A 23258-nucleotide genomic window follows, 5' to 3' on the forward strand; every position below is an offset into this window, starting at 1 on the left:
GTGCCGCCGAGATCGGAGGAACCGCGCCGGGACGCCACAGGCTCCCGGCGCGGTTCGTCCCATGGCCGGGGCGCCGACCCGCGCTCCGGGGAACCGGGCGTCGGCGGGATCTCCGACGCCCGGGCGTACACGCCCCGGGGGCGGACCATCCGGGAGGGCGGCGGTGCCGCCCGGACCGGCGGGGGTGCCGAGCAACGGCGTACCCCGCGCAGCAGCCGCTCCGGTGACCCGTTCCGGCCGGCGCTGCAGGTGCTCGACGGCGGCCGGGCCGGGGCGACCCGCGCCGGCCGCCGGGACACCGCGGGCGGCCGGAGCGGCGTGGTGCGGACCGTGTCGGCGCGTCCGGCCCGGGAGCCCTTCGACGACGACGAGGCGCCGGCCCCGCGCCGCCGCCCGGCCCCGCGCCGCCCGGCCCGGCCGGCCGCCGCCGCCCGCCGGCCGTCTCGCAAACCGCGCCGGCCGCCGAAGCTGGCCGACCCGCGCCGCCGGCTGCGGCTCGGCACGCTGCTCGCCCTCGCGCTCTTCGCGGCCATCGGCATCCGGCTGGTCTTCCTGCAGACCGTGGACACCCCGGCGTACGCCGACGGCGGGCTCGCGAGCCGGCTCACCGTGGTCGAGCTGCCGGCCCCGCGCGGGGCCATCTACGACTGGAAGGGCGAGCCGCTGGCGCACAGCGTCGAGGCGCGCTACGTCTTCGTGGACCCGACCAAGGTCAAGGACCCGTTGGCCACCGCGAAGCTGCTCTCCCCGCTGCTCGGGATGCGGGTCACCGAACTGGCCGACAAGATGAAGGAGCGCACCCTCCCCGGCACCACCATCAAGTCCCAGTTCGAGTACCTGGCCCGCGGGGTCGACATCGACAAGGCCAACCAGATCATGGCACTCGACCTGGCCGGCATCGGCACGCACCGGGACGAGAAGCGCGAGGTGCCCGGCGGCGATCTGGCCGCCAACCTGATCGGCTTCACCAGCCAGGACATGAACGGCCTGGAGGGACTGGAGGCGAAGTACGACGACCTGCTGCGGGGACAGCCCGGCCGGAAACGGTACGAGGCGGGGCAGGGTGCCCTGGCCGCGCCGATCCCCGGCGGCTACAGCGAGACCACGCCGGCGAAGCCCGGCAGCTCGCTGGGGACCACGATCGACCGTGACCTGCAGTTCCAGGCCCAGCGGATCCTGTCCACCCGGATGGCCCAGACCCGGGACAGCGTGGGCGCGGCGGTGATCATCGAGGTGCCCTCCGGCGAGGTGCGGGCCCAGGTGAGCTACCCCGGCTACAGCGCGACCGAGCCGACGAAGGTCAACTCGCCGAGCGACCGGGCGGACGCGGCCACCAGCTTCGTGGTCGACCCGGGCTCGATCCACAAGGCGATCACCTACGGCGCCGCCCTCCAGGAGGGCGTGATCACCAAGGACACGGTCTTTCCCGTCGCGAACACGATCACCAGGGGCGGGGTGAAATTCGAGGACACCCACCCGGCGAACGGGCGGCGAATGAGCATTCCCGGCATGCTGGCGTTCTCGTCCAACGTCGGGACCATCGAGATCGCCGAGAAGCTGGGCCGGGACCGGCTCATCGACTACCAGAAGCGGTTCGGGCTGGGGCAGCCCACCGGCGAGGGGATGCCCGGGGAGGCCTCCGGGCGGTTGCTCCCCGCCGACCAGTGGAGCGGTTCGGCGTACGGGTCGGTGCCGATCGGGCACAGCGTGGACGCCACGCCGTTGCAGATGGCCGCCGCGTACGCCGCCATCGCCAACGACGGGACGTACGTCCAGCCGCACCTGATCAAGGACGTGATCGGCCCGGACGGGAAGCGGACGCCGGGGCCCGCCCCGGAGACCCGCTCGGTGCTCAGCCCGCAGAACGCCGCCGCGCTGCGCACCATGCTGGAGGCGGTCACCACGGTCGACGAGGGCCCGGGCGAGCGGGCCACCGGCCTGGCCGCCGCGGTCCCCGGCTATCGGGTGGCCGGCAAGACCGGCACCGGCCTGCGGTACGTCGACGGAAAACGGCAGCCGGGCGAGGTCCACTCGTTCATCGGGATGGCCCCCGCGGAGAAGCCGCGGTACGTGGTGGCGGTCTTCGTCTGGAGCCCGGGCGGGGAGGTCGGCGGGGTGGCCGCACCGGCCTTCCGGGACATGATGGGCTTCACTCTCGCGCACTACCGGGTGCCGGCCTCGCCGACCAACAAGTCCCCCAAGTTCGAGGTCTTTCCGCGCTGAGCGGGCACCGGGAGACATCATCGGTGAGTGGCGACGAACCACCGGGGCGGCTGTGCGCTCGGGACCGGACGACCGGGTAGGGTCTGACGCCGTGCCCGGCAATCCACGTCCCCGTACCGTGCATCCCGTCCGGCTCGGCGACCTCGCCGCCCGGTTGCAGGCGAGCGCGCGGAGCGAGCTCGCGAGCCCCGCAGCCGCGAGCGAACGGCAGGGTCAGCTGCCTCCGGAGGCCGCCGACGTGGCCGTCACCGGGGTGACCCACGCCAGCCAGGAGGTCCGCCCCGGCGACCTGTACGCGGCCCTGCCCGGCGCCCGCCGGCACGGCGCGGAGTTCGCCGCCGCCGCGGCCGAGGCCGGCGCGGTGGCCGTGCTGACCGACCCGGCCGGGGTGGCGCTGGCCGCCGACACGGGCCTGCCCACGCTGGTGGTGGACGATCCCCGGGCGGTCCTCGGCGAGGTCGCCGCCACGGTGTACGGCGATCCGACCGCCGGCCTGACCGTGATCGGCGTCACCGGCACCGCCGGCAAGACCTCCACCAGCTACCTGATCGAGTCCGGGTTGCGCGCCGCCGGGCACACCACGGGCCTGATCGGCACCGTGGAGACCCGGCTCGGCGACCTGGTGATCGACAGCGTCCGGACCACCCCGGAGGCGACCGACCTGCACGCCATGCTCGCCGTGGCCCGGGAGCGGGGGGTCGACGCGGTGGTCATGGAGGTGTCCAGCCACGCGCTGGCCATGGGACGGGTCGGCGGGGTCCGGTTCACCGTCGGCGGCTACACCAACTTCGGCTCCGACCACCTGGACTTCCACGCCGACGAGGCGGACTACTTCGCCGCCAAGGCGAAGCTCTTCGACGGGCGCTGCCAGGTCGAGGTGCTCAACCACGACGACCCGGCGCTGCGCCCGCTGCTCAAGCCGGCGACCGTGACCTACTCGGCGGCCGGCGACCCGACCGCCACCTGGTGGGCCGACGGCGTGGACGGCGAGGGGTACGCCCAGCGCTTCACCGTGCACGGCCCGGACGGGCTGACCCTGCCCACCGGCGTCTCGCTGCCCGGGCGGCACAACGTGGCCAACGCCCTGCTCGCCATCGCCACCCTGGTGGCCGCCGGGGTCGACCCGGCCACGGCGGCCCGCGGGGTGGCCGCCTGCGGCGGGGTGCCCGGGCGGCTGGAACTGGTCAGCGGCGACGCCCCGGTGCTCGGGGTGGTCGACTACGCGCACAAGGCCAACGCCATCGAGGCGGTGCTGACCGCCCTGCGGGACCTGACCACCGGCCGGCTGATCTGCGTGCTGGGCGCCGGCGGCGACCGGGACCGGGGCAAGCGGCCGGTGATGGGGGCGGTCGCGGCGACCGGAGCCGACGTGGTGCTGGTGACCGACGACAACCCGCGCACCGAGGAGCCGGCCGCGATCCGGGCCGAGGTGCTGGCCGGGGCGTACGCGGCGAACACCGCCGCGCGGATCATCGAGGCGCCCGGCCGGCGGGCCGCGATCGAGGAGGCGGTCCGGTTGGCCGAACCGGGTGACATCGTGGCCCTGCTCGGCAAGGGGCAGGAACGCGGCCAGGAGATCAACGGCGAGGTGCTGCCGTTCGACGACCGGGTGGAGCTCGCCGAGGCGCTGCGGGTCCGGTTCGGCGACCTGGTGGGGCGGCCATGATCCCGCTGACCCTGGCCGAGGTGGCCGCGGCCGTCGACGGGCGGCTGGTCGCCGCCGACCCGGACGCCCGGGTCACCGGGTCGGTCGAGTTCGACTCCCGCAAGGTCGGCCCGGGCGGCCTCTTCGTCGCCTTCCCCGGCGAGCAGGTGGACGGGCACGACTACGCGGCCGCCGCGGTCGACGCCGGGGCGGTGGCCGTGCTCGGCACCCGCGAGGTGCCGGGCGTGCCGATGGTGCTGGTGGCCGACGCGCTCGACGCGATGGGGCGGTTGGCCCGCACGGTGGTCGACCGGCTGCCCGGACTGACCGTGATCGGGCTCACCGGGTCGTCCGGCAAGACCACCACCAAGGACCTGATCGCCCAGCTCGCGGTCCGGCTCGGCCCGACCGTGGCGCCGCCCGGCTCGTTCAACAACGAGCTGGGGCACCCGTACACGGCGCTGCAGGCCGGCCCGGAGACCCGATACCTGGTCATGGAGAAGGGCGCCCGCGGGGTGGGGCACGTGCGCTACCTGTGCGAGGTGGTGCCGCCGCGGATCTCCGTGGTGCTCAACGTCGGGGTCGCGCACATCGGCGAGTTCGGCTCGGTGGAGACCATCGCCCTCGCCAAGGGAGAGCTGGTCGAGGCGCTGCCCGCCGACGGGCTGGCCGTGTTGAACGCCGACGACCCGCTGGTCGATGCGATGGCGGCCCGCACCGAGGCCCGGGTGGTCCGGTACGGCGAGTCGGAGCGGGCCGACGTGCGGGCGGTGGACGTGACGCTGGACGGGCGGGGCCGGCCGTCGTACACGCTGGTGACCCCGGAGGGGAGCGTGCCGGTGCGGCTCGGGCTGACCGGGCGGCACCAGGTCTCCAACTCGCTGGCCGCCGCGGCGGTCGCCCGCGAGCTGGGGATGCCGCTGGCCGAGCTGGCCGCCGCCCTGGGTGAGCTGGGCCTGGTCTCCACCCGCCGGATGGACGTCTTCGAACGCGCCGACGGGGTCACGGTGATCGACGATTCGTACAACGCCAACCCGGCCTCGATGGGCGTGGCGCTCCGGGCGCTCGCCAGCCTGGGCGGGCGGGGGCGTACTGTCGCGGTGCTCGGCTACATGGCCGAGCTGGGGGACTTCGAACGGGAGGGACACCAGCAGGTCGGCCGGCTCGCGGCCGAGTTGGGCGTCGACCGGCTGCTCGTGGTGGGCGAGCCGGCGGCGCCGATCCACCACGGGGCGACAGCGGTAGGCAACTGGGGAGGAGAGTCGGTGCTGCTCACCGATCAGGCGGCGGCCGTCGAGGTGCTGCGGAGCGAGCTACGTCCGGGTGACGTGGTCCTGGTGAAGGGCTCCCGGTACCGCACGTGGGAGGTGGCCGACGCGCTGCGCGCGGACGCCACCGAGGGGGCCGCCTCATGAGGGCGGTCATCGTCGCCATCGGGGTCGCCTTCCTCATCTCGCTGTTCTGCACCCCGATCGCGATCAAGGTGTTCACCCGGCTCAAGGCCGGCCAGCCGATCCGGGCCGAGGGCCCGGCCATGCACCAGGGCAAGAAGGGCACGCCGACGATGGGCGGCGTGGTCTTCATCCTGGCCACGGTGATCGCGTACGTCGCCGGCCACCTGGCCCTGACCACCCTGCCGGACGCCCAGATCGCCCAGGTCGAGCCGACCATCACCGCGCTGGTGCTGCTGGGGCTGATGGTGTTCTCCGGCGCGGTCGGCTTCATCGACGACTTCCTCAAGGTGCGCAAGCGGCACAGCGGCGGCCTCAACAAGCGCGGCAAGCTGGCCGGCCAGATCCTGGTCGGGGCGATCTTCGGCGTCGTCGCGCTCTACTTCCCGAGCACCATGTACGACGTCAGCGGCAACCGGACCAACGCCGAGACGGTGGGCAGCACCACGCTGAGCTTCATCCGGGACATCCCGGCGCTGGAGATCGGCAAGATCGCCTCGGTGATCGTCATCATCCTGGTGGTGATGGCCGCGACCAACGGGGTGAACCTCACCGACGGTCTCGACGGCTTGGCCACCGGCGCCTCGGTGATGGTGCTCGCCGCGTACGGGCTGATCGCATTCTGGCAGTACCGGCACTGGTGCGCCGACCCGAACTACACCGAGGCGTACTGCTACACCGTCCGGGACCCGCTGGAGATCGCCCTGATCGCCGGGGCGGCGGCCGGCGCCTGTGTGGGCTTCCTGTGGTGGAACACCTCGCCGGCCCGGATCTTCATGGGCGACACCGGGGCGCTCGGCCTGGGCGGCCTGATCGCCGGCATGGCGATGTCCACCCGGACCATCCTGCTGCTGCCGATCATCGGCGCGCTCTTCGTGATCATCACGATGTCCGTGGTGATCCAGATCATCTCGTTCCGGACCACCGGCAAGCGGGTGTTCCGGATGTCGCCGCTGCAGCACCACTTCGAGCTGGCCGGCTGGAGCGAGGTCAACATCGTGGTCCGGTTCTGGATCATCGCCGGCATCGGCGTGGCCATCGCGCTGGGCCTGTTCTACAGCGAGTTCCTCGCCGCGGTCAGCTGAGCGCAGCCGTGGCAGGGCCCCGGCCGACGGCCGGGGCCCTTCCCCTTCGGCAGGTCCCGGTGGTGACCACCGGTCCGCTGGCAGGCCGTCTCCCGCCCCGACACGCCGACCGGGCGGTTGCGCCACGGGCGGGCGGGTCGAGCCGCGATGATGGGCGGGTGGGGGAGGGACGAGACACCGAGGGCACCACCGACACGCAGAGCAGACGGGCACCGGCCGCGACCCGGCCGGCCGAGCCGCCGGCCCCGTCGCTCGGGCTGGACGCCGCCGGCGGGCTGGCCGCGCTGCGCGGCCTGCTGGCCCGGCCGTTGGCCTCCTACTATCTGCTGCTCTCCAGCGCCGGCCTGCTGCTGCTGATCGGCCTCACCATGGTCTTCTCGGCGACCAGCGTGAAGGACTACGCCGAGGACGGCGACGCCTCGGCCTCGCTGGTCCGGCAGACCGTCTTCGCGGTGATCGGCATCGTGGCGTTCTGGGCCTGCCAGCGGCTGCCCGCCCGCACCTTCCGGGCGATCGCCCGGCCCTTCCTCGGCGTGGCCGTGGTGCTGTTGCTGATCCTCAACCTGCTGGTGGCGCTGCAGGCGCTGTTCCGGGTGAAGTCGGTCGGCCCGCTCGAGGCCAACCTGCTCTGGCTCTGGTTCGGCCCGGTCTCGGTGCAACCGGTCGAGGTGGCCAAGTTCGCGCTGGTGCTCTGGGGCGCGCACGTGCTGGCCCGCAAGGGCGCCGCGCTGGGCTGGTGGAAGGAGCTGGCCACCCCGCTGTTCCCGGTGGTCGGGCTGCTCTCCGTGCTGGTCGGCTACAACGACCTGGGCAGCATGCTCTGCCTGTTGGCCCTGGTGGTCGGCATGCTCTGGGCGGCCGGCGTACGGAGGCGGGTCTTCGCCGCCCTCTCCGCGGTCGGCCTGCTCGGCGTCGGCCTGCTGGTCGCCGCCGCGTCCCTGGGGGCCGGCTCGGGTTCGCGCGATGCCGACAACTACCGGCTGACCCGGCTCACCTCGTTTCTCGACCCGCCCGACCCGAAGACCTGCTTCGAGGAGCAGTTGGAGGGCTGCTACCAGCTCGTCCAGGCCCGCTACGCGCTCGGCCACGGCGGCTGGTTCGGTGTCGGGCTGGGCAAGAGCACCTTCAAGTGGGCCTGGCTGCCCGAGGCGCACAACGACTTCATCTTCGCGATCATCGCCGAGGAGTTGGGCGTGGTCGGCTGCACCGTGGTGCTGGTGCTGTTCGCCGTGCTGGCGTACACCGGGCTGCGGATCGCCCGGCGGGTGGAGGACCCGTTCCGCCGGCTCGCAGCGGCCGGCGTCACGGCCTGGCTGGTCGGCCAGGCGGTGATCAACATCGGCGGGGTCACCGGACTGCTGCCGCTGACCGGCGTGCCGCTGCCGTTCATCTCCGACGGCGGCAGCGCCCTGGTGGTCACCCTGGCGGCGGTCGGCATGCTCGCGTCCTTCGCCCGGGCCGAGCCGGACGCGGCCCGAGCCCTGCATGCCCGTCCGCCGGCCCGGTGGGTCCGACTACTCTGGGCCCCGTTGCCGCCGCTTCCCGGCCGGCGCCGCCGCCCGGCGACGCCACCGGCGGACCGTGGGTCCGTACCCCGGTCCCGGTCGCGGCGGGAGGACGACCAGGCCGCAGCCCGCGCCGCCCGGCGGGGCCGGACGCGCGCCGGGACGGCGAGCGAGAGGAGACGCTGATGGGTCCGCTGCGTTCGGTGGTGCTCTGCGGAGGAGGCACCGGCGGGCATATCTACCCGTTGCTCGCCTTCGCCGACTGCCTGCGCCGACACGACCCCAGTGTCCGGATCACCTGCCTCGGCACACCCAAGGGACTGGAGAACGAGCTGATCCCGCCGGCCGGCTACGACCTGCGGCAGATCCCCGCCTACCAGCTGCCCCGCTCGGTCAACATGAGCCTGGTCCGCACCCCGGACCGGATGTGGAAGGCGGCCCGCGCGGCGGGCAAGGTGATCGACGAGGTGCGGGCCGACGTCGTGGTCGGCTTCGGGGGGTACGTCTCGGTGCCCGGCTACCTGGCCGCGTGGCGCCGGGAACTGCCGATCGTCATCCACGAGGTGAACGTGCCGCCGGGTGTGGCCAACCGGCTCGGGATGAAGTTCACCAAGCACGTCGCGGCGGGCTTCCCGCACCAGCCGGCGCAGGCCGAGTCGCTGCGCAACGCCCGGGTGGTCGGGGTGCCGCTGCGCCGCGGCATCGCCGGCCTGGACCGGGCCGCCATGCGCAACGCCGCCCGCGCCCACTTCGGACTCCGTCCCAACCTGCCGGTGCTCTTCGTCGCCGGCGGCTCGCAGGGCGCCCGCTCGATCAACCTGGCGGTCTCCGGCGCGGCCAAGGAGCTGGCCCGCAACGGCGTGCAGGTGCTGCACGTGATCGGCGCCCGCAACGAGCCGGTCTCCGTCCCGACCGACCTGCCGGTGCCGTACGTGACCCTGCCCTACCTGTCCGAGATGGAGCTGGGCTACGCCGCCGCCGACCTGATGCTGGCCCGGGGCGGCGCGATGACCTGTGCCGAGGTGGCCGCCATCGGGCTGCCCACCATCTACGTGCCGTACCCGCACAGCAACCAGGAGCAGAAGCGCAACGCGCTGCCCGTGGTGGAGGCCGGTGGCGGGCTGCTCGTCGACGACGCCGAGCTGACCCCGGGCTGGCTGGAGCGGACGGTCATCCCGCTGGTCCGGGACCCGCAGCGGCTCGCCGCGATGGGTGCCGCCGCGGCCGCGTACGGCCGGCGCGACGGCGACGTCGCCCTGCTGAACTTCGTCTACGAGGCGGTGGCTCGGTGAGCGCGAGGAGTGAGCTTGCGAGCCCCGCAGCCGCGAACAACGACGGCATTGTGACGGTCGTCCCCGCGACGGGAAGGTACCTCTCATGAACACCGCGCAGTTCACGCCCGCCGGCACGATGACCGCGGAGGACCTGGGCCGGATCCACCTGATCGGGGTCGGCGGGGTCGGCATGAGCGGCCTGGCCCGGCTGTTCCTCACCCGGGGCCTGCCGGTCTCCGGCAGCGAGCTGCGGGAGTGGCCGTCCCTGGCCGGCCTGCGGGCGCTCGGCGGCACCATCCACATGAGCCACGAGGCGGCGAACCTCGACGGGGTGGACACCGTGGTCTACTCCTCGGCCATCCCGCAGGACCACCTGGAGATGGTTGAGGCGCGCCGGCGGGGGCTGCGGGTGCTGCATCGCTCCGAGGCCCTCGCGGCCGCGATGACCGGCCGCCGGACGGTGGCGGTCGCCGGCACCCACGGCAAGACCACCACCACCTCGATGGTCACCATGGTGCTCCAGCAGGCCGGCACCGACCCGTCCTTCGTGATCGGCGGGGAGATCTCCGAGGTGGGCTCCGGCGCGCACCACGGCACGGGTGAATACTTCGTGGTCGAGGCGGACGAGAGTGACCGCTCGTTCCTCATCTACCGCCCGTACGTCTCGATCATCACGAACATCGAGGCGGACCACCTCAACACGTATGGCGACCTGGCCAACCTGGAGGCGACGTTCGCCGACTTCGCCCGGCTCACCGACCCCGCGGGGTTCATCATCACCTGCGCCGACGACCCGGGCGGGCGGCGGCTGGCCGAGACGCTGCGCGCCGAGGGACGTCGGGTGTGGACGTACGGCGAGTCGCCCGACGCCGACCTGCGGCTGAGCGGGATGGCGTCCTCCGCTCAGGGGGTGCGCTACCTGGCCGAGATCGACGGCCGGTCGCTGGGCGAGATCCGGCTGCCGGTGCCGGGGCGGCACATGGGGCTGAACAGCGCCTCGGCGGTGCTCGCCGCCTACCTGCTCGAGCTGCCGATCGAGGCGGCCGAGGCGGCGCTGGGCGCGTTCCCCGGCGTCCGGCGGCGCTTCGAGCGCAAGGGCGTGGCGGACGACGTGCTGGTCTACGACGAGTACGCGTACCACCCGACGTCGATGACGCTGGCCCTGCAGACGCTGCGCGAGGTGGCCGGCGAGGGCCGACTGATCGTGGTCTTCCAGCCGTACCGGCTCTACCGCACGCGTGACCTCCAGGCGGAGATCGCCGCCGCCCTCGGCATCGCCGACGAGCTGGTGCTGCTGGAGGTGTTCGGCCCGGGCGAACTGCGCCAGCCGGGTGAGGGCTCGGTCGCGCTGCTCGCGGCGGTGCCGCTGCCGGCCGACCGGAAGGTCTTCGTCGAGGCCTGGGACGACGTGCCGGCCGAGGTGGCCCGGCGGGCCCGCCCCGGCGACGTCGTGGTGACCATGGGCGCGCCGCCGATCTCGCTGATGGGCGACCAGCTGCTCGACGCCCTGCTGGCCCGCACCGGCGTGGCGAGCGACGCGGCGACGATCGGCACCGGCGTCGGTCCGGACGGCGCGGCGGCCACGGCCGGATGAGCCCCGGCCCGGCGCGCGGCCGGACCCCGGGTCAGGACGGCGGGGCCGGGCGGCGCAGCCCGGTGCGCCGGTGGCAGTTGGTCCGGGCCGGTGCCGACGCCGTCCCGCCGTCGACCCGGCGGTTCATGGCCCGGGCCCGGCAGCGGCGGATGCGCGCGGCGCTGCCCTGGGCGGTCGCCGTCGGCGTGCTCGTGGCCGCCGGGCTGGTGGCCTGGGCCGTGCTGGGCACCGGCCTGTTCGGGGTCCGGCAGGTCCGGGTGATCGGCGCGAAGCTGGTCACCCCGGTCGAGGTGCGCGACGTCGTGGCGATCCCGGACGACACGCCGCTGGCCCGGGTGGACCTGGCGGCGGCGGCCCGGCGGGTGGGCACCCTCGCCCCGGTGGAGCGCGCCACGGTGGAACGGGACTGGCCGGGCACCCTGGTGGTCCGGGTGGTGGAGCGGACCCCGGTGGCGGTGGTGCCGCAGGGGGACCGGTACGCGGTGATCGACGGGGCCGGGGTGCCGTTCCAGGACCTGCCCCAGGCCCCGGACGGGCTGCCGGTGATCCGGGTCGGCCGGCCGGCGGCGGACGACCCGGGCACCCGGGCCGGGCTGGACGTGCTGGCCGCGCTCAGCCCGCGGCTGCGCGCCGAGCTGGTCTCGGTGGACGTGGCCGGGCTGGCCCGGATCACCCTGCGGCTGCATGAGGGCCGGACGGTGGTCTGGGGGGACGCGACCCGCGGCGCGGACAAGTCCAAGGTGGCCACCGCGCTGCTCGGTCGGAAGGCCGACACGATCGACGTCAGCGCCCCGGACGTGGTCACCTTCCGGTGATCCGCCGGTCAGCGAACGGGTCGCCGCGCGCTGATCGCCCCGTCGGCGAGTGTGTCGCCGCCCGCTCCGGTGGCGACACGCCGGAAAGGTCCTTGGCTCATCGCGCGGCGGCGCTTACGTTGCCCCGAAGAGATCAGTGGTTGACATAGCTCTAAGCCTCTAGTAGAGGGTGAGGGTTTCGGCCCTCCGCCGCGCCGGGCATTGCTCCGCCGCTGATCTGGCCAAGCCGTGTGGGGTCGGCCCATGCCAATCTCGAAGGGAAAGGACCGGAGATGACACCTCCGCACAACTACCTGGCGGTCATCAAGGTCGTCGGCATCGGGGGCGGCGGCGTCAACGCCGTCAACCGGATGATCGAGGTTGGGCTCAAGGGCGTCGAGTTCATCGCGATCAACACCGACGCGCAGGCGCTGCTGATGAGCGACGCCGACGTCAAGCTCGACGTCGGCCGGGAACTGACCCGAGGGCTGGGCGCCGGCGCCAACCCCGACGTCGGCAAGAACGCCGCCGAGGACCACCGCGACGAGATCGAGGAGGTGCTCAAGGGCGCCGACATGGTCTTCGTGACCTGCGGCGAGGGCGGTGGCACGGGCACCGGCGGTGCGCCGGTGGTGGCGAACATCGCCCGCAAGCTCGGTGCGCTCACCATCGGTGTGGTGACCCGGCCGTTCTCGTTCGAGGGCAAGCGCCGCCAGGTGCAGGCCGAGGCCGGCATCGAGGAGCTGCGCAACCAGTGCGACACGCTCATCGTCATCCCGAACGACCGGCTGCTCGCGCTCGGCGACCGCAACATTTCCATGATGGACGCCTTCCGCACCGCCGACCAGGTGCTGCTCTCCGGTGTCCAGGGCATCACCGACCTGATCACCACGCCGGGTCTGATCAACCTGGACTTCGCCGACGTGAAGAGCGTGATGAGCGGCGCCGGCAGCGCGTTGATGGGCATCGGCAGCGCCCGCGGCGAGAACCGCGCGGTCGAGGCGGCCGAGGCGGCCATCTCCAGCCCGTTGCTGGAGCAGAGCATGGACGGCGCGCGGGGCGTGCTGCTCTCCATCGCCGGCGGTTCCGACCTGGGCCTGTTCGAGATCAACGACGCGGCCCAGCTGGTCACCGACGCGGCCCACCCGGACGCCAACATCATCTTCGGTGCGGTCATCGACGACGCGCTCGGCGACGAGGTGCGGGTGACCGTGATCGCGGCGGGCTTCGACGGCGGTGCGCCCGCGTACAAGGCGGTCGATCAGGGCCGCAAGACCAACCAGAACCAGCCGACCCAGCCCACCGCGCCGGTGACCCCGCCGGCCACCATGCCGGCCCCGCAGCAGTCGCCCCGCCGGGTGCTGTTCGACGACGTCGACGTGCCGGACTTCCTCAAGAACGGGTCCTGAGCGGCGCCGATGACCGACACACCAGCCACGGTGCGACCCGAGCGGCGCGCCGAGCTCGCGGCCGGGCTCGCCCGGGTCCGGGCCCGTATCGCCGACGCCTGCGCGGCCGCCGGCCGGGACCGCGGCGAGGTCACCCTGGTCGCGGTGACCAAGACCTACCCGGCCGGCGACGTGGTGGCGCTGGCCGGGCTCGGCGTGACCGACGTGGGGGAGAACCGCGACCAGGAGGCGGCCCCGAAGGCCGCCGAGGTGGCCGCAACCGGGGTGACCCCGCGGTGGCACTTCATCGGCCAGCTGCAGCGCAACAAGTGCCGTTCGGTGGCCCGGTACGCCGACGTCGTCCAGTCGGTCGACAGCGTGCGGCTGGCCGCGGCCCTCGACGCCGCCGCAGCGGCCGGCCGGGACCGGCCGCTGGACGTGCTGGTGCAGGTGAGCATCGACGGCGACCCGACCCGGGGCGGGGCGCTGCCCGACTCGGCGGACCCCGACCGGGGGCTCGGCCCGGTGGCCGAGGCGGTGGCCGGCGCCGGGGCGCTGCGGCTGAGCGGGCTGATGGCGGTGGCCCCGCTGGGCTGGGAGCCGGACCGGGCGTTCGCCCGGCTGGCCGAGGTGGCGCAGCGGTTCCGCGTCCGGCATCCGGAGGCGACCGCGCTGTCGGCGGGCATGAGCGGCGATCTGGAAACCGCGATCGGGTACGGCGCGACACATGTCCGCGTCGGCAGCGCGTTACTCGGAATGCGCCCCACGCTGCGGTAGCCTGACCGCGAAAGAAGCAAATTACATCAGTGTTGTTCAGGAACGGCGTTCCCGTAGCCGGGGGCCGTGACGGGCGGACCGCGAACCGCTCGTCCGGGGATTGCCGATCCGGTCCGGTGGGCACTGTGGTGTCCCACTCGTGATCAAGCGACACGGCACGGGGGTGCGTGCCGCACGGCAGACGGAAGGGCGCGGGGATGGGTGCACTGCGCAAGGCGGGGGTCTGGCTCGGGCTCGTCGAGGAGGACGATGACCGGGCCTACGAGGACGGTGGCTACGACAAGGGTGGCTACCGGGACTCGCGCTACCGGTCGAGCCGGTACTCCGAGGAGTTCGCCGACGAGGACGACGAGGAGCCCGAGGAGCCGCCGGCGGCCCGTACCCGGCTGGGCGACCGCGGGAGGCTGACCGAGCGCGCCTCGAGCCGGGCCGGCGACGCCGACCGGGCCGACGTCGAGCGCCCGGAGCGCACCGACCGGTCCAGCGTCCGGTCGATCACCCGCTCGGGCGCCGGGGAGAGCTCCGGCGCGCTGACCTACCACACCCGGGACAACCTGGCCCTGGCCCCGCAGGTGCAGCCCCGCGAGCGGGCGGTGGCGGCCGAGGAGGAGCAGCGCTACCAGATCACCACCCTGCACCCGACCACCTACCGTGAGGCGCGGACCATCGGCGAGCATTTCCGCGACGGGGTGCCGGTGATCATCAACCTCACCGAGATGGACGAGGCGGACGCGCGCCGGCTGGTCGACTTCGCCGCCGGGCTCGCGTTCGGGCTCCGGGGTACGATCGAGCGCGTGACCAACCGGGTGTTCCTGCTCTCACCGGCCAATGTCCAGGTCACCGCGGAGGACAAGGCCAAGATCGCTGAGGGCGGCTTTTTCAGCCTGAGCTAGCCCGACCGAGGGACGTCGCCTGCCGTGTTGTCGATTCTGTTCCAGGTGCTGTATCTGCTCCTTTTTCTGTTCCTGCTTGTACTGTTGGCCCGATTTGTCCTTGGCGCCGTTCTGGCGTACGGTCGCCGCTGGCAACCAGGCCGGGGAGCGTCGGCGGGACTCGAATCGGTGTGGAGCGTCACTGATCCGCCTCTGCGGGCGTTGAGGCGTGTGATCCCTCCGCTGCGAATTGGTACCGTGAGCATCGACCTGGCCTCCCTTGTGCTCCTGGTTATCCTGTTCGTGCTGATGGAGTTCGTGTTAGATCCGCTGATCAGGTCTTTCGCCTGACCAGCGCGCTTTCGCGGCCGCAACTGACCCGAGGAGTTTCGATGCCGCTGACCCCGGCCGACGTCCATAACGTCGCCTTCAAAAAGCCGCCGATCGGCAAGCGGGGCTATGACGAGGAGGAGGTCGACGCCTTCCTGGACGAGGTCGAGCGCGAGCTCGCCCGTCTGATCGAGGAGAACAACGAGCTGCGCGCCCAGGTGGAGCGCGGCGGTCGCGGTGGCGCCCCCGCCGGCCCCGGCGGTGACGCCCGGCTCGCAGCCGAGCTCAACGACGTCAAGGCACAGCTCGACCGGGTGCAGCGCGACAAGGCGGCCGCCGAGCAGGCCGCGCGCGCCATGCAGGCCGAGCTGGAGCAGGTCCGTGCCCAGGGTGGCCCGGCCGCCGGCGGTGACGGCGAGCAGCAGGCGCTGCGGGTGCTGATGATGGCCCAGCGGACCGCCGACGACCACGTCTCGGACGCCCGGCGCGAGGCGGACCAGCTGCTCACCGAGGCCCGCACCAAGGCCGAGGAGGTCACCCGCGAGGCCCGCGCCAAGGCCGACGCCCTCGAGCGGGACGCCCGCCAGCGGCACCAGGAGGCCATGGGCGGCCTGGACGCCAAGCGCACCGCGCTGCAGAAGCACATCGAGGAGCTCAAGCAGTTCGAGCGCGAGTACCGCACCCGCCTCAAGGCGTACCTGGAGAGCCAGCTCCGCGACCTCGACGGCCGCGGCCAGGGCCTGGAGGCCGAGATGAACCGCACCGAGAGCGTCCGCTCCGGCGGGGGTAGCAACGGCCTCGCCGCCGCCGGCCTCGCCGGCTCCTACGGCGGCAGCCGCGCGGGCTCCATCGAGTCCGGCCGCTGATCCCGTCGCCGGCGGCCGTCCGTACGACGGCCGCCGGCCGCGCAGACCGACACGACGCGGCGGGGGTGAGCCGTGATAGTCGCCAGCATCCTGCTCATCCTCGTCGCGGTCGTGCTCCTGGTGGCCGGGCTGGCCAACGGGTCCAGCCCGCTGCTGATCACCTCCATCGCGGTCAGCCTGCTGGCCGCCGTCGCCCTCGTCGCGGGCGCCCGCCAGGCGGTCGCCACCCGGGCCACGGCGGACCGGGTGGCCGGGCCGCGCAACCGCACCCGGACCGGCCCGCCGTTCGGCGCCCGGGTCGGGGAGCCGGAGATTCCGGTCCAGCACATCCCGTCGACGGTCGGCACCGGTGGACCCGGGTGGCGGCAACCACCCGAGTCGCCGGTGACCGATCCGGACGAGGTGCCGCCGACGGCATACTCGCCGCGCGACCCCTACGCCCCGCCCGTCCCCCGCGAGCCGTCGGCCGACGAGGCCGGTGTCGTGCCGGACGCCCCGGTGCCCACCTCGCCGGCCGCCGACGGTGACCCGCCCGCGCAGGACCTGCCGGCGGCGGACGTGGCCCGGCTGGCCCGGCTCGACGCCGAGGTTCGGGTGGTCGACGGCCACCCCCGCTTCCACCTGCCCGGCTGCCCCCATCTGGTCGGCCGGGACGACGAACCGCTGCCCGTCGCCGAGGCGGTCGGGCTCGGCTTCACCCCGTGCGCCCGCTGCGCGCCGGCCACCGTCCTGCTCGCCGACGCCCGGCCGGGCCGACCGGGATGACCATGGAGGCCCCGCTCACCGTCGCCGTCCGGGTGAAGCCTGGCGCTGCCCGGGCCCGGGTCGGCGGACGCTTCGACGGCCCGCACGGGCCGGCCCTGGTCATCGCCGTGCACGCCCCCGCCGTGGACGGGCGCGCGACCGAGGCCGCCCGCCGAGCCCTGGCCGACGCCCTCGGCGTCCGGCCGGCGGCGGTCTCCCTGCGCGCCGGCGCGGCCAGCCGGGACAAGCTCTTCCTGGTCGAGCGCCCGGCTGCCGGGCTGCCCGACGTGCTGCGTCGGCTGCGCGACGGATCGGCCGAGTGAGGACCGTCCGGGCCGGCCGCGGATGACCCCCGGGCTCGATCTCGCGCTGCTGCTCGGCGCGGCCGTCCTGCTGGTGGCCGTGGGCGCGGTGCGCGTCTCCACCCGGCTCGGCGTGCCGAGTCTGCTGGTCTACCTCGCGCTGGGCGTGGCGATCGGCGAGGCCGGGCTGGGCATCCGGTTCCACGACGTCGAGCTGACCCGGGTGCTCGGGTTCAGTGCCCTCATCGTGATCATCGCCGAGGGCGGGTTGAGCGCCCGGTGGAGCACACTGCGTCCGGTGCTCGGGATGGCCGCCGCGCTCTCCACGGTCGGCGTGCTGGTCAGCATCCTGGTGGTCGGGCTCGTGGTGCACCTCCTGCTGGGGCTGGACTGGCGGCTGGCCCTGCTCTACGGGGCGGTGCTCTCCTCGACCGACGCGGCGGCGGTCTTCGCCACCCTGCGCCGGTTGCGCCTGCCGCCCCGCCTGGTGGCCACGCTGGAGGCCGAATCGGGCATGAACGACGCCCCCGTGGTGATCGTGGTGCTGCTGCTCTCCCGGGGGGCGACGGCCGCTCACCCGTGGTGGTACGAGGTGCTCCTGGTCGGGTACGAGCTGGGCGTCGGCGCCGCGGTCGGGGTGGCCGCCGGGATCGCCGGCCGGTACGCGCTGCGCCGGGCGGCGCTCCCGTCGGCCGGCCTCTACCCGATCGCGGTGGTCGGCTTCACGGTGCTGGCCTACGCGGCCGGCGCGGTGCTGCACGCCTCCGGTTTCCTCGCCGTCTACGTGGCCGGCGTGCTGCTCGGCAACGCCCGGCTGCCGCACCGGCAGGCCATCCTCGGCTTCGCCGACGGGCTGGCCTGGCTGGCGCAGATCGGCCTGTTCGTCCTGCTGGGCCTGCTGGTCTCGCCGAGCCGGCTGGACGCGGCGGTGCTGCCGGCCGTGGTCACCGGGCTGGCCCTGCTGCTCCTGGCCCGCCCGCTGTCGGTGGCGGTCTCCGCGCTGCCGTTCCGGCTCCGCCCGCGCGAGCAGCTCTTCCTGTCCTGGGCCGGGCTGCGCGGCGCGGTGCCCATCGTGCTGGCCACCATCCCGCTGTCGGCCCGGGTGCCGGGGGCGGAAAGGCTCTTCGACGCGGTCTTCGTGCTGGTGGTGATCTTCACCTTGCTCCAGGCCGGGACCCTCGCCCCGGCGGCCCGCCGGCTCGGGGTGACCGCGCCGGCCGAGGCGGCCGAGATCCGCGTGGAGACCGCGCCGCTGGAACGGATGCGAGCCGACCTGCTCCAGGTCGAGGTGCCCCCGGGGTCCCGGCTGGGCGGGGTGCACGTGGACGAGCTGCGGCTGCCGGTGGGCGCCTCGGTGACCCTGGTGCTGCGCGACGGGGCGGGCTTCGTGCCCGGCCTGGACACCCGGCTGAAGGTTGGGGACAGCCTGCTGATCGTCGCCACGGCCGAGGTCCGCGACGAGGTGGAGCGACGGCTGCGTGCGGTGAGCCGCCGCGGGAGACTGGCCCGCTGGTTTGGCGAGTACGGCGAGGACCGGGACGGATGATCTGCTAGCGTTCCTTTTGCCCCGATTGGTGGCTGTTCGGGGCTGAATCGCGGTGCGACGGTGCGGCACGTTGTCGGACGCCTGTACGTTCCGTATTCTTGCCACCCTCCGGAGTGCACGGCGCGCGTCGCCGTGCGCCCGTTTTGCACATGGGGGACACCCACGCCGGTCTCCCCTGCCCAGGCACCGCCGACCGCCGCGGCACGCGGCCAAGGGAGCTGACGATGGCGAAGCCAGCCGATACCAGGACCGCCGGCCGCAAGCCGGTGGCGAAGGCCACCCGCAGCGCGGCGGAGACCGAGAAGATCCGGGCCGCGCTGGCGGCGCGGCGGGACGAGCTCAACGCCGAGTACGATCAGACGCTGAGCGAGATCACCGAGCTGCAGCGCGATCGGCTGACCGACTCGGCCGGGGACGACCAGGCCGACACCGGCACCAAGACGTTCGAGCGGGAGCAGGAGATCTCCCTCGCCAACAGCATCAAGGAGCGGATCACGCAGGTCGAGCGCGCCCTGGAGCGTCTCGACGAGGGTGGGTACGGCTGGTGCGAGCGGTGCGGCAACCCGATCCCGGTGGAGCGGCTCGCCGCGTTCCCGTCGGCCACCCTCTGCGTGACCTGCAAGCAGCTGGAGGAGCGGCGCTGAGGTCCGCTCCCCGGCGGAACGGAGACGGTGAGGGTCACCGTCGAAAGCGTCGATGGGGAGCAGATGACCGCAGCACCGCCCGCCGGGTCCGGCACCGCTGAGTCACGCGCCGGGGTGTCCCGCCGCAGGGCGATCGGGATCCTCCTCGGCGTCGCCCTGTTCGCGCTGCTCGCCGACCTGGCCACCAAGCAGCTCGCCCTCTCGGAGCTGACCGGCCGGGGGCCGGTGTCCCTGCTCGGCGGCGCCGTCTACCTCACCCTCACCCGCAACAGCGGCGCGGCCTGGAGCATCGGCTCCGACCACACCTGGGTCTTCCCGCTGATCACCATCGGCGTGATCGCCTGGATCGGCTGGATGGCGCTGCGACTGCGCTCGCTGCCCTGGGCCGTCTCGCTCGGGCTGGTGCTCGGTGGGGCGCTCGGCAACCTGACCGACCGGATCTTCCGGGCCCCCGGCCACTTCGTCGGCCACGTGGTCGACATGATCAGCCTGTTCGACCCGTACGGGCAGGTCTGGCCGGTGTTCAACCTGGCCGACAGTTCCCTGGTCTGCGGGGTGATCCTGGCCGTGCTGCTGGAGCTGACCGGCCGGCAGCGGGACGGCAGCCGGGCCGGCGCCCGGTCGGCGCAGCCGGCGGACGCCGCCGGGACGGCCACCGGCGGCGAGCAGCGGGAGCGGGCGTGACCTCCGTCTTCGCCACCGGTGGCGACCACCGGTCGCTGCCCGTCCCGGACGGTCTCGAGGGCCTGCGGCTGGACCAGGCCGTGTCCCGGCTGTTCGGGCTCTCCCGGACCGCCGCCGCGGCCCTGGTCGACGCCGGGGACGCGCTGGTCGACGGCGTCGTACGGCCCAACTCGCACAAGGTCAAGGCGGGCTCCTGGCTGGAGGTGACCCTGCCCGCGCCGGCCGCCCCGCCCACCGTCGTGCCGCAGGCCGTGCCGGGCCTGACCGTGGTCCACGCCGACGACGACATCGTGGTGGTGGACAAGCCGGTCGGCGTGGCCGCCCACCCGAGCCCCGGCTGGACCGGGCCGACGGTCATCGGCGCGCTGGCCGCGATCGGCCACCGGATCTCCACCAGCGGCGCCGCCGAGCGGCAGGGCGTGGTGCACCGGCTCGACGTGGGCACCACCGGGGTGATGGTGGTGGCCAAGAGCGAGCCGGCGTACACCGCGTTGAAGCGGGCCTTCAAGTACCGCGAGGTGGAGAAGCGCTACCACGCCGTGGTGCAGGGCCACCCGGACCCGCTGCGCGGCACCATCGACGCCCCGATCGACCGGCACCCGCACCACGACTACCGCTGGGCGGTGGTCTCCGGCGGCAAGCCGAGCGTCACCCACTACGACACCCTGGAGGCGTTTCCGGCCGCCAGCCTGCTCGACGTCAAGCTGGAGACCGGGCGTACCCACCAGATCCGGGTGCACTTCTCCACCCTCCGGCACCCCTGCGTGGGCGACCTCACCTACGGCGCCGACCCCACCCTGGCGGCCCGCCTCGGGCTGACCCGGCAGTGGCTGCACGCCCGCTCGCTGAGCTTCCTGCACCCACGGACGGCCGAGGAGGTCACCTTCGTCAGTGACTACCCGGACGACCTGGCCCGGGCGCTGGAGACCCTCCGCGACTGACCCGCCGCCATGGACCGCCCGACGAGCAGCCCGCCCGCCGACGTACCGCCGCCGCATCCGCCCCGGCGCGGTCCGGCGCGGTCCGGCCTGCTCACCTGGATCGCGCTGGCCTGCGCGCTGGCGGTGCTGGTCGCCGCCGTCTGGGACCGTCGCCGCGAGCCGGTGGGCGACCGCACGGTCGGCGAGGTCACCCGGGTCGGGGTGGCGGAGGGCGACGCCATCCCGGCCTATCTGCGCGCCGCCTCCGCCGAACTGGCCGCGCTCGGGCCGGCCGACCCCGGGCCGGGCGACTACGCCCTGGTCTCGTTCGCGGCGTACCTGACGCCGGCGCAGCTGGCCACCGCGCTCGGCGCGACGCCGGTCTCGGCGGTGGTCGCCCGGGTGCCGTTGCCCGGGCGGCAGACCGAGATCGTCCGGATCGCCGCGCTGCGAGTACCGGACGACGTGGTCGCCGGGATGGCCGAGGTGGCCGCCCGCAAGGACCGGGAGGCCGCCGACTACCGGGCGCGCGCCGCCGCCCCGGCCGCCTCCGCCGATCCCGAGCTGCGTCGGGTGTACGACACGGGGGCGGCGGTCTCGGCCGAGGAGGCGGCCGGCTACCGGTCGGGCTGCGCCTGCGTGTACGCCGCGGTGGTGCGGGACGCCCCGGCGGCGCTGCGGGCCCTGGCCACCCGCCCCGGCGTACGGGTGGTCGACCCGGCGCCCGAGGTGCGCCGGCTGGACCGCACGGTGTTCACCCCACCGCTGCCCGAGCAGCGGGACGTGGCCCGGCCGCCGGTCGACACCGGGCTGGCCGAGCCGACCCCCGGCGCCGGCGCGGTGGGCGATTCGTCGGAAGCCGCACCGACGGTCCGCGGGTCCGCACCGTCCTCCGGCGGCCCGGCCGCCGGTCCGGGATCCCCGAACCCCGCTCCCACCTCCTGAGACGTGATCGCCGGCGGCCGTCGCCAGGCACGACGGTGAGGAGGGCCACCGGGGGGATGTGCGCGCGGGGGTGTGGTTTGAATAGGGTTTCGTTCGTAGCCTGTCAGGCGGAGATCGACGGCTGGGGAGGACGAAGCCTTGGACGGCAGCGAAACCGGCTGGGGTCGGCAGGCTGAGCCGGCACCGCGGTGGCGGGCGCTGCTCGACCGGGCCCGACACGGCGGCCGTGGCGCGGAGCAGATCGACGCCGACCACCGCCCCGCGGAGCCCCCACCCGCCGCCGAACCGCTGCCGCGCCGCAGCGCCGGCGCCGGCTGGACCGGCCGGGCGCCGGCCGTCGGTCGTCCCGCCGAGCCGCCGTACGGCGCCGAGCAGCCGCCCTACCGGGTGGAGGCGACCTACCGGGTGGAGCCGGCCCACCGCGTCGAACCGGGGTACGGCGGCGAGCCGCCGTACCGCGCCGAGCCGGACCACCGTCCCGGGCCGTCCTGGCGGGCTGAGCCGGCGTACCGCGCCGAGCCGGAGCCGGGCCGCCCGGACGGTCCCGAGCCGTCCTGGCGGGCTGAGCCGGCGTACCGCGCCGAGCCGGAGCCGGGCCATCCGGACCCGGAGCCGCGCGGCCGGGGCACCGCCTCCGTCGAGCCCCGGTACGGGTTGCCGGAGCCCGGCTACCGGCCCGACCCGCCGCCGGTGGAGTCCCGGTACGCGTTGCTGGACCGGGGCCGCTACCGGCCGGAGAGCCACCAGCCGCCGGCGCCGCTCCCGCCGGTTCCCGCGCCGCAGCCGCCCGTCGAGGGCTACCCGGCCCGGGTCGAGCCGGCCCGGGTCGAGTGGCGGGCCCCGAAGCCGGAGGACGAGGTGGAGCGGGCCGTCGGTGTGCTCCGCCGCGAGCTGGGCCGCCCCCGGGTGCTCGCCTTCGCCAACCCCAAGGGCGGGGTGCACAAGACCACCGCGACCGTGCTCGCCGCGGCCACCGTGGGCAGCGTCCGTGGCCGCGGCGTCCTCGCCTGGGACGACAACGAGCTGCGCGGCACGCTCGGCCTGCGGGCCGGCAGCGCCCGACACGCCCGCACCATCCGACACCTGATCCACGATCTCGCCCAGATCGAGATCCTGGAGGGCGCCACCCTGCTGGAGCACCTCGACGACTACCTGCGGCACGCCTCCGACGGCTCGTACGACGTGCTGGCCGGGGAGGAGAGCCCCCGGTTCGCCCAGCGGCTGGACCAGTTCACCGTCAAGCGGGTGTTGGAGCTGCTGCGGCGTACCCACGAGGTGGTCTGCGTGGACACCGGCAACAACGTGGAGAGCCCGAACTGGCGTACCGTCATGCAGGCCGCCGACCAGCTCGTGGTGACCACCGTCCCCCGCGAGGACGCCGCGTTCAGCGCGGACTGGATGCTCGACCTGCTGCACGAGGTGGGGATGGGCGAGCTGGCCGACAACGCGGTGACCCTGATCTCCTGCCCGACGCCGCGGCGTACCTCGATCCAGGACGACCTGGAGCGGCACTTCGCCACCCGGACCCGGGCGGTCACCGTGGTGCCCTACGACCCGGCGCTGGAGACCGGCTCCTCGATCGACTACCACCAGCTCCAGGCGGAGACCCGGCAGGCGTGGCTCAAGGCCGTCGCGGTGATGCTGGAGCCGTTCGCCCGCTGACCGCCAC

At 74.3% G+C, this 23258-nt stretch carries 21 protein-coding genes; all 21 read left to right on the plus strand.

Annotation, left to right across the window (positions count from 1 at the left end; genetic code table 11):
* On the plus strand, positions 1-2223 hold the full coding sequence (locus ABZ783_RS07885) for a penicillin-binding protein 2 (protein ID WP_357435175.1): 2223 nt from the start codon (positions 1-3) through the stop codon (positions 2221-2223).
* A 52-nt stretch (positions 2224-2275) separates the two neighbouring features.
* On the plus strand, positions 2276-3889 hold the full coding sequence (locus ABZ783_RS07890) for a UDP-N-acetylmuramoyl-L-alanyl-D-glutamate--2,6-diaminopimelate ligase (RefSeq protein WP_357435177.1): 1614 nt from the start codon (positions 2276-2278) through the stop codon (positions 3887-3889).
* Positions 3886-5283 (plus strand): UDP-N-acetylmuramoyl-tripeptide--D-alanyl-D-alanine ligase, encoded by a 1398-nt coding sequence (gene murF, locus ABZ783_RS07895; protein ID WP_357435178.1) that lies wholly within the window; start codon positions 3886-3888, stop codon positions 5281-5283. Before ABZ783_RS07890 ends, murF begins: the two co-directional genes overlap by 4 nt.
* Entirely contained in the window at positions 5280-6404 is a 1125-nt protein-coding gene (gene mraY, locus ABZ783_RS07900) for a phospho-N-acetylmuramoyl-pentapeptide-transferase (protein WP_357435180.1), read from the plus strand. The genes murF and mraY overlap by 4 nt, the downstream gene beginning before the upstream one ends.
* 275 nt (positions 6405-6679) lie before the next feature.
* Positions 6680-8095: a putative peptidoglycan glycosyltransferase FtsW gene (locus tag ABZ783_RS07905; RefSeq protein WP_357435326.1), complete on the plus strand. Its 1416-nt coding sequence runs from the start codon at positions 6680-6682 to the stop codon at positions 8093-8095.
* Complete coding sequence (murG, locus tag ABZ783_RS07910; RefSeq protein WP_357435181.1) at positions 8095-9201, plus strand: undecaprenyldiphospho-muramoylpentapeptide beta-N-acetylglucosaminyltransferase; 1107 nt, start codon at positions 8095-8097, stop codon at positions 9199-9201. The genes ABZ783_RS07905 and murG overlap by 1 nt, the downstream gene beginning before the upstream one ends.
* Before the next feature lie 85 nt (positions 9202-9286).
* Positions 9287-10777 (plus strand): UDP-N-acetylmuramate--L-alanine ligase, encoded by a 1491-nt coding sequence (gene murC, locus ABZ783_RS07915; RefSeq protein WP_357435183.1) that lies wholly within the window; start codon positions 9287-9289, stop codon positions 10775-10777.
* The gene (locus tag ABZ783_RS07920; protein ID WP_357435185.1) at positions 10774-11592 is read left to right on the plus strand and encodes an FtsQ-type POTRA domain-containing protein; all 819 of its coding nucleotides are present in this window, start codon (positions 10774-10776) and stop codon (positions 11590-11592) included. The genes murC and ABZ783_RS07920 overlap by 4 nt, the downstream gene beginning before the upstream one ends.
* Positions 11593-11864: 272 nt before the next feature.
* The gene (gene ftsZ / locus ABZ783_RS07925; protein WP_357435187.1) at positions 11865-12980 is read left to right on the plus strand and encodes a cell division protein FtsZ; all 1116 of its coding nucleotides are present in this window, start codon (positions 11865-11867) and stop codon (positions 12978-12980) included.
* 9 nt (positions 12981-12989) lie between these two features.
* Complete coding sequence (locus tag ABZ783_RS07930) at positions 12990-13736, plus strand: YggS family pyridoxal phosphate-dependent enzyme (protein ID WP_357435189.1); 747 nt, start codon at positions 12990-12992, stop codon at positions 13734-13736.
* Between the two features lie 197 nt (positions 13737-13933).
* On the plus strand, positions 13934-14629 hold the full coding sequence (sepF, locus tag ABZ783_RS07935; RefSeq protein ID WP_357435190.1) for a cell division protein SepF: 696 nt from the start codon (positions 13934-13936) through the stop codon (positions 14627-14629).
* A 24-nt stretch (positions 14630-14653) separates the two neighbouring features.
* On the plus strand, positions 14654-14959 hold the full coding sequence (locus ABZ783_RS07940; protein WP_357435191.1) for a YggT family protein: 306 nt from the start codon (positions 14654-14656) through the stop codon (positions 14957-14959).
* Between the two features lie 41 nt (positions 14960-15000).
* The gene (locus tag ABZ783_RS07945) at positions 15001-15804 is read left to right on the plus strand and encodes a DivIVA domain-containing protein (protein WP_357435193.1); all 804 of its coding nucleotides are present in this window, start codon (positions 15001-15003) and stop codon (positions 15802-15804) included.
* 72 nt (positions 15805-15876) lie between these two features.
* Positions 15877-16569 carry a hypothetical protein gene (locus ABZ783_RS07950; protein WP_357435195.1) on the plus strand — a complete coding sequence of 231 codons (693 nt, stop codon included), beginning with the start codon at positions 15877-15879 and terminating at the stop codon, positions 16567-16569.
* Positions 16566-16871 carry a DUF167 domain-containing protein gene (locus tag ABZ783_RS07955; protein WP_357435197.1) on the plus strand — a complete coding sequence of 102 codons (306 nt, stop codon included), beginning with the start codon at positions 16566-16568 and terminating at the stop codon, positions 16869-16871. The genes ABZ783_RS07950 and ABZ783_RS07955 overlap by 4 nt, the downstream gene beginning before the upstream one ends.
* Before the next feature lie 22 nt (positions 16872-16893).
* Positions 16894-18396 carry a potassium/proton antiporter gene (locus tag ABZ783_RS07960; protein ID WP_357435199.1) on the plus strand — a complete coding sequence of 501 codons (1503 nt, stop codon included), beginning with the start codon at positions 16894-16896 and terminating at the stop codon, positions 18394-18396.
* Positions 18397-18620: 224 nt separating this feature from the next.
* Complete coding sequence (locus ABZ783_RS07965; protein WP_018785248.1) at positions 18621-19040, plus strand: TraR/DksA C4-type zinc finger protein; 420 nt, start codon at positions 18621-18623, stop codon at positions 19038-19040.
* A gap of 63 nt (positions 19041-19103) precedes the next feature.
* Positions 19104-19724 (plus strand): signal peptidase II, encoded by a 621-nt coding sequence (gene lspA / locus ABZ783_RS07970; protein ID WP_357435200.1) that lies wholly within the window; start codon positions 19104-19106, stop codon positions 19722-19724.
* The gene (locus ABZ783_RS07975) at positions 19721-20665 is read left to right on the plus strand and encodes an RluA family pseudouridine synthase (protein WP_357435201.1); all 945 of its coding nucleotides are present in this window, start codon (positions 19721-19723) and stop codon (positions 20663-20665) included. The genes lspA and ABZ783_RS07975 overlap by 4 nt, the downstream gene beginning before the upstream one ends.
* 9 nt (positions 20666-20674) lie before the next feature.
* A complete protein-coding gene (locus ABZ783_RS07980; protein WP_357435202.1) occupies positions 20675-21589 on the plus strand; it encodes a hypothetical protein in 915 nt (304 codons plus the stop codon).
* 138 nt (positions 21590-21727) lie between these two features.
* Positions 21728-23251, plus strand: a complete 1524-nt coding sequence (locus ABZ783_RS07985) for an AAA family ATPase (RefSeq protein ID WP_357435204.1) — start codon at positions 21728-21730, stop codon at positions 23249-23251.
* The last annotated feature ends 7 nt before the right edge of the window (positions 23252-23258 follow it).

The sequence above is a fragment of the Micromonospora sp. NPDC047738 genome, assembly GCF_040642675.1.
Taxonomy (GTDB): Bacteria; Actinomycetota; Actinomycetes; order Mycobacteriales; family Micromonosporaceae; genus Micromonospora.

Coding starts and splice junctions, on each gene's coding strand:
- murF (WP_357435178.1), top strand. CDS start 3,886: ATGATCCCGCTGACCCTGGCCGAGGTGGCCGCGGCCGTCGACGGGCGG.
- mraY (WP_357435180.1), top strand. CDS start 5,280: ATGAGGGCGGTCATCGTCGCCATCGGGGTCGCCTTCCTCATCTCGCTG.
- murG (WP_357435181.1), top strand. CDS start 8,095: ATGGGTCCGCTGCGTTCGGTGGTGCTCTGCGGAGGAGGCACCGGCGGG.
- murC (WP_357435183.1), top strand. CDS start 9,287: ATGAACACCGCGCAGTTCACGCCCGCCGGCACGATGACCGCGGAGGAC.
- ABZ783_RS07920 (WP_357435185.1), top strand. CDS start 10,774: ATGAGCCCCGGCCCGGCGCGCGGCCGGACCCCGGGTCAGGACGGCGGG.
- ftsZ (WP_357435187.1), top strand. CDS start 11,865: ATGACACCTCCGCACAACTACCTGGCGGTCATCAAGGTCGTCGGCATC.
- ABZ783_RS07930 (WP_357435189.1), top strand. CDS start 12,990: ATGACCGACACACCAGCCACGGTGCGACCCGAGCGGCGCGCCGAGCTC.
- sepF (WP_357435190.1), top strand. CDS start 13,934: ATGGGTGCACTGCGCAAGGCGGGGGTCTGGCTCGGGCTCGTCGAGGAG.
- ABZ783_RS07945 (WP_357435193.1), top strand. CDS start 15,001: ATGCCGCTGACCCCGGCCGACGTCCATAACGTCGCCTTCAAAAAGCCG.
- ABZ783_RS07955 (WP_357435197.1), top strand. CDS start 16,566: ATGACCATGGAGGCCCCGCTCACCGTCGCCGTCCGGGTGAAGCCTGGC.
- ABZ783_RS07960 (WP_357435199.1), top strand. CDS start 16,894: ATGACCCCCGGGCTCGATCTCGCGCTGCTGCTCGGCGCGGCCGTCCTG.
- ABZ783_RS07965 (WP_018785248.1), top strand. CDS start 18,621: ATGGCGAAGCCAGCCGATACCAGGACCGCCGGCCGCAAGCCGGTGGCG.
- lspA (WP_357435200.1), top strand. CDS start 19,104: ATGACCGCAGCACCGCCCGCCGGGTCCGGCACCGCTGAGTCACGCGCC.
- ABZ783_RS07980 (WP_357435202.1), top strand. CDS start 20,675: ATGGACCGCCCGACGAGCAGCCCGCCCGCCGACGTACCGCCGCCGCAT.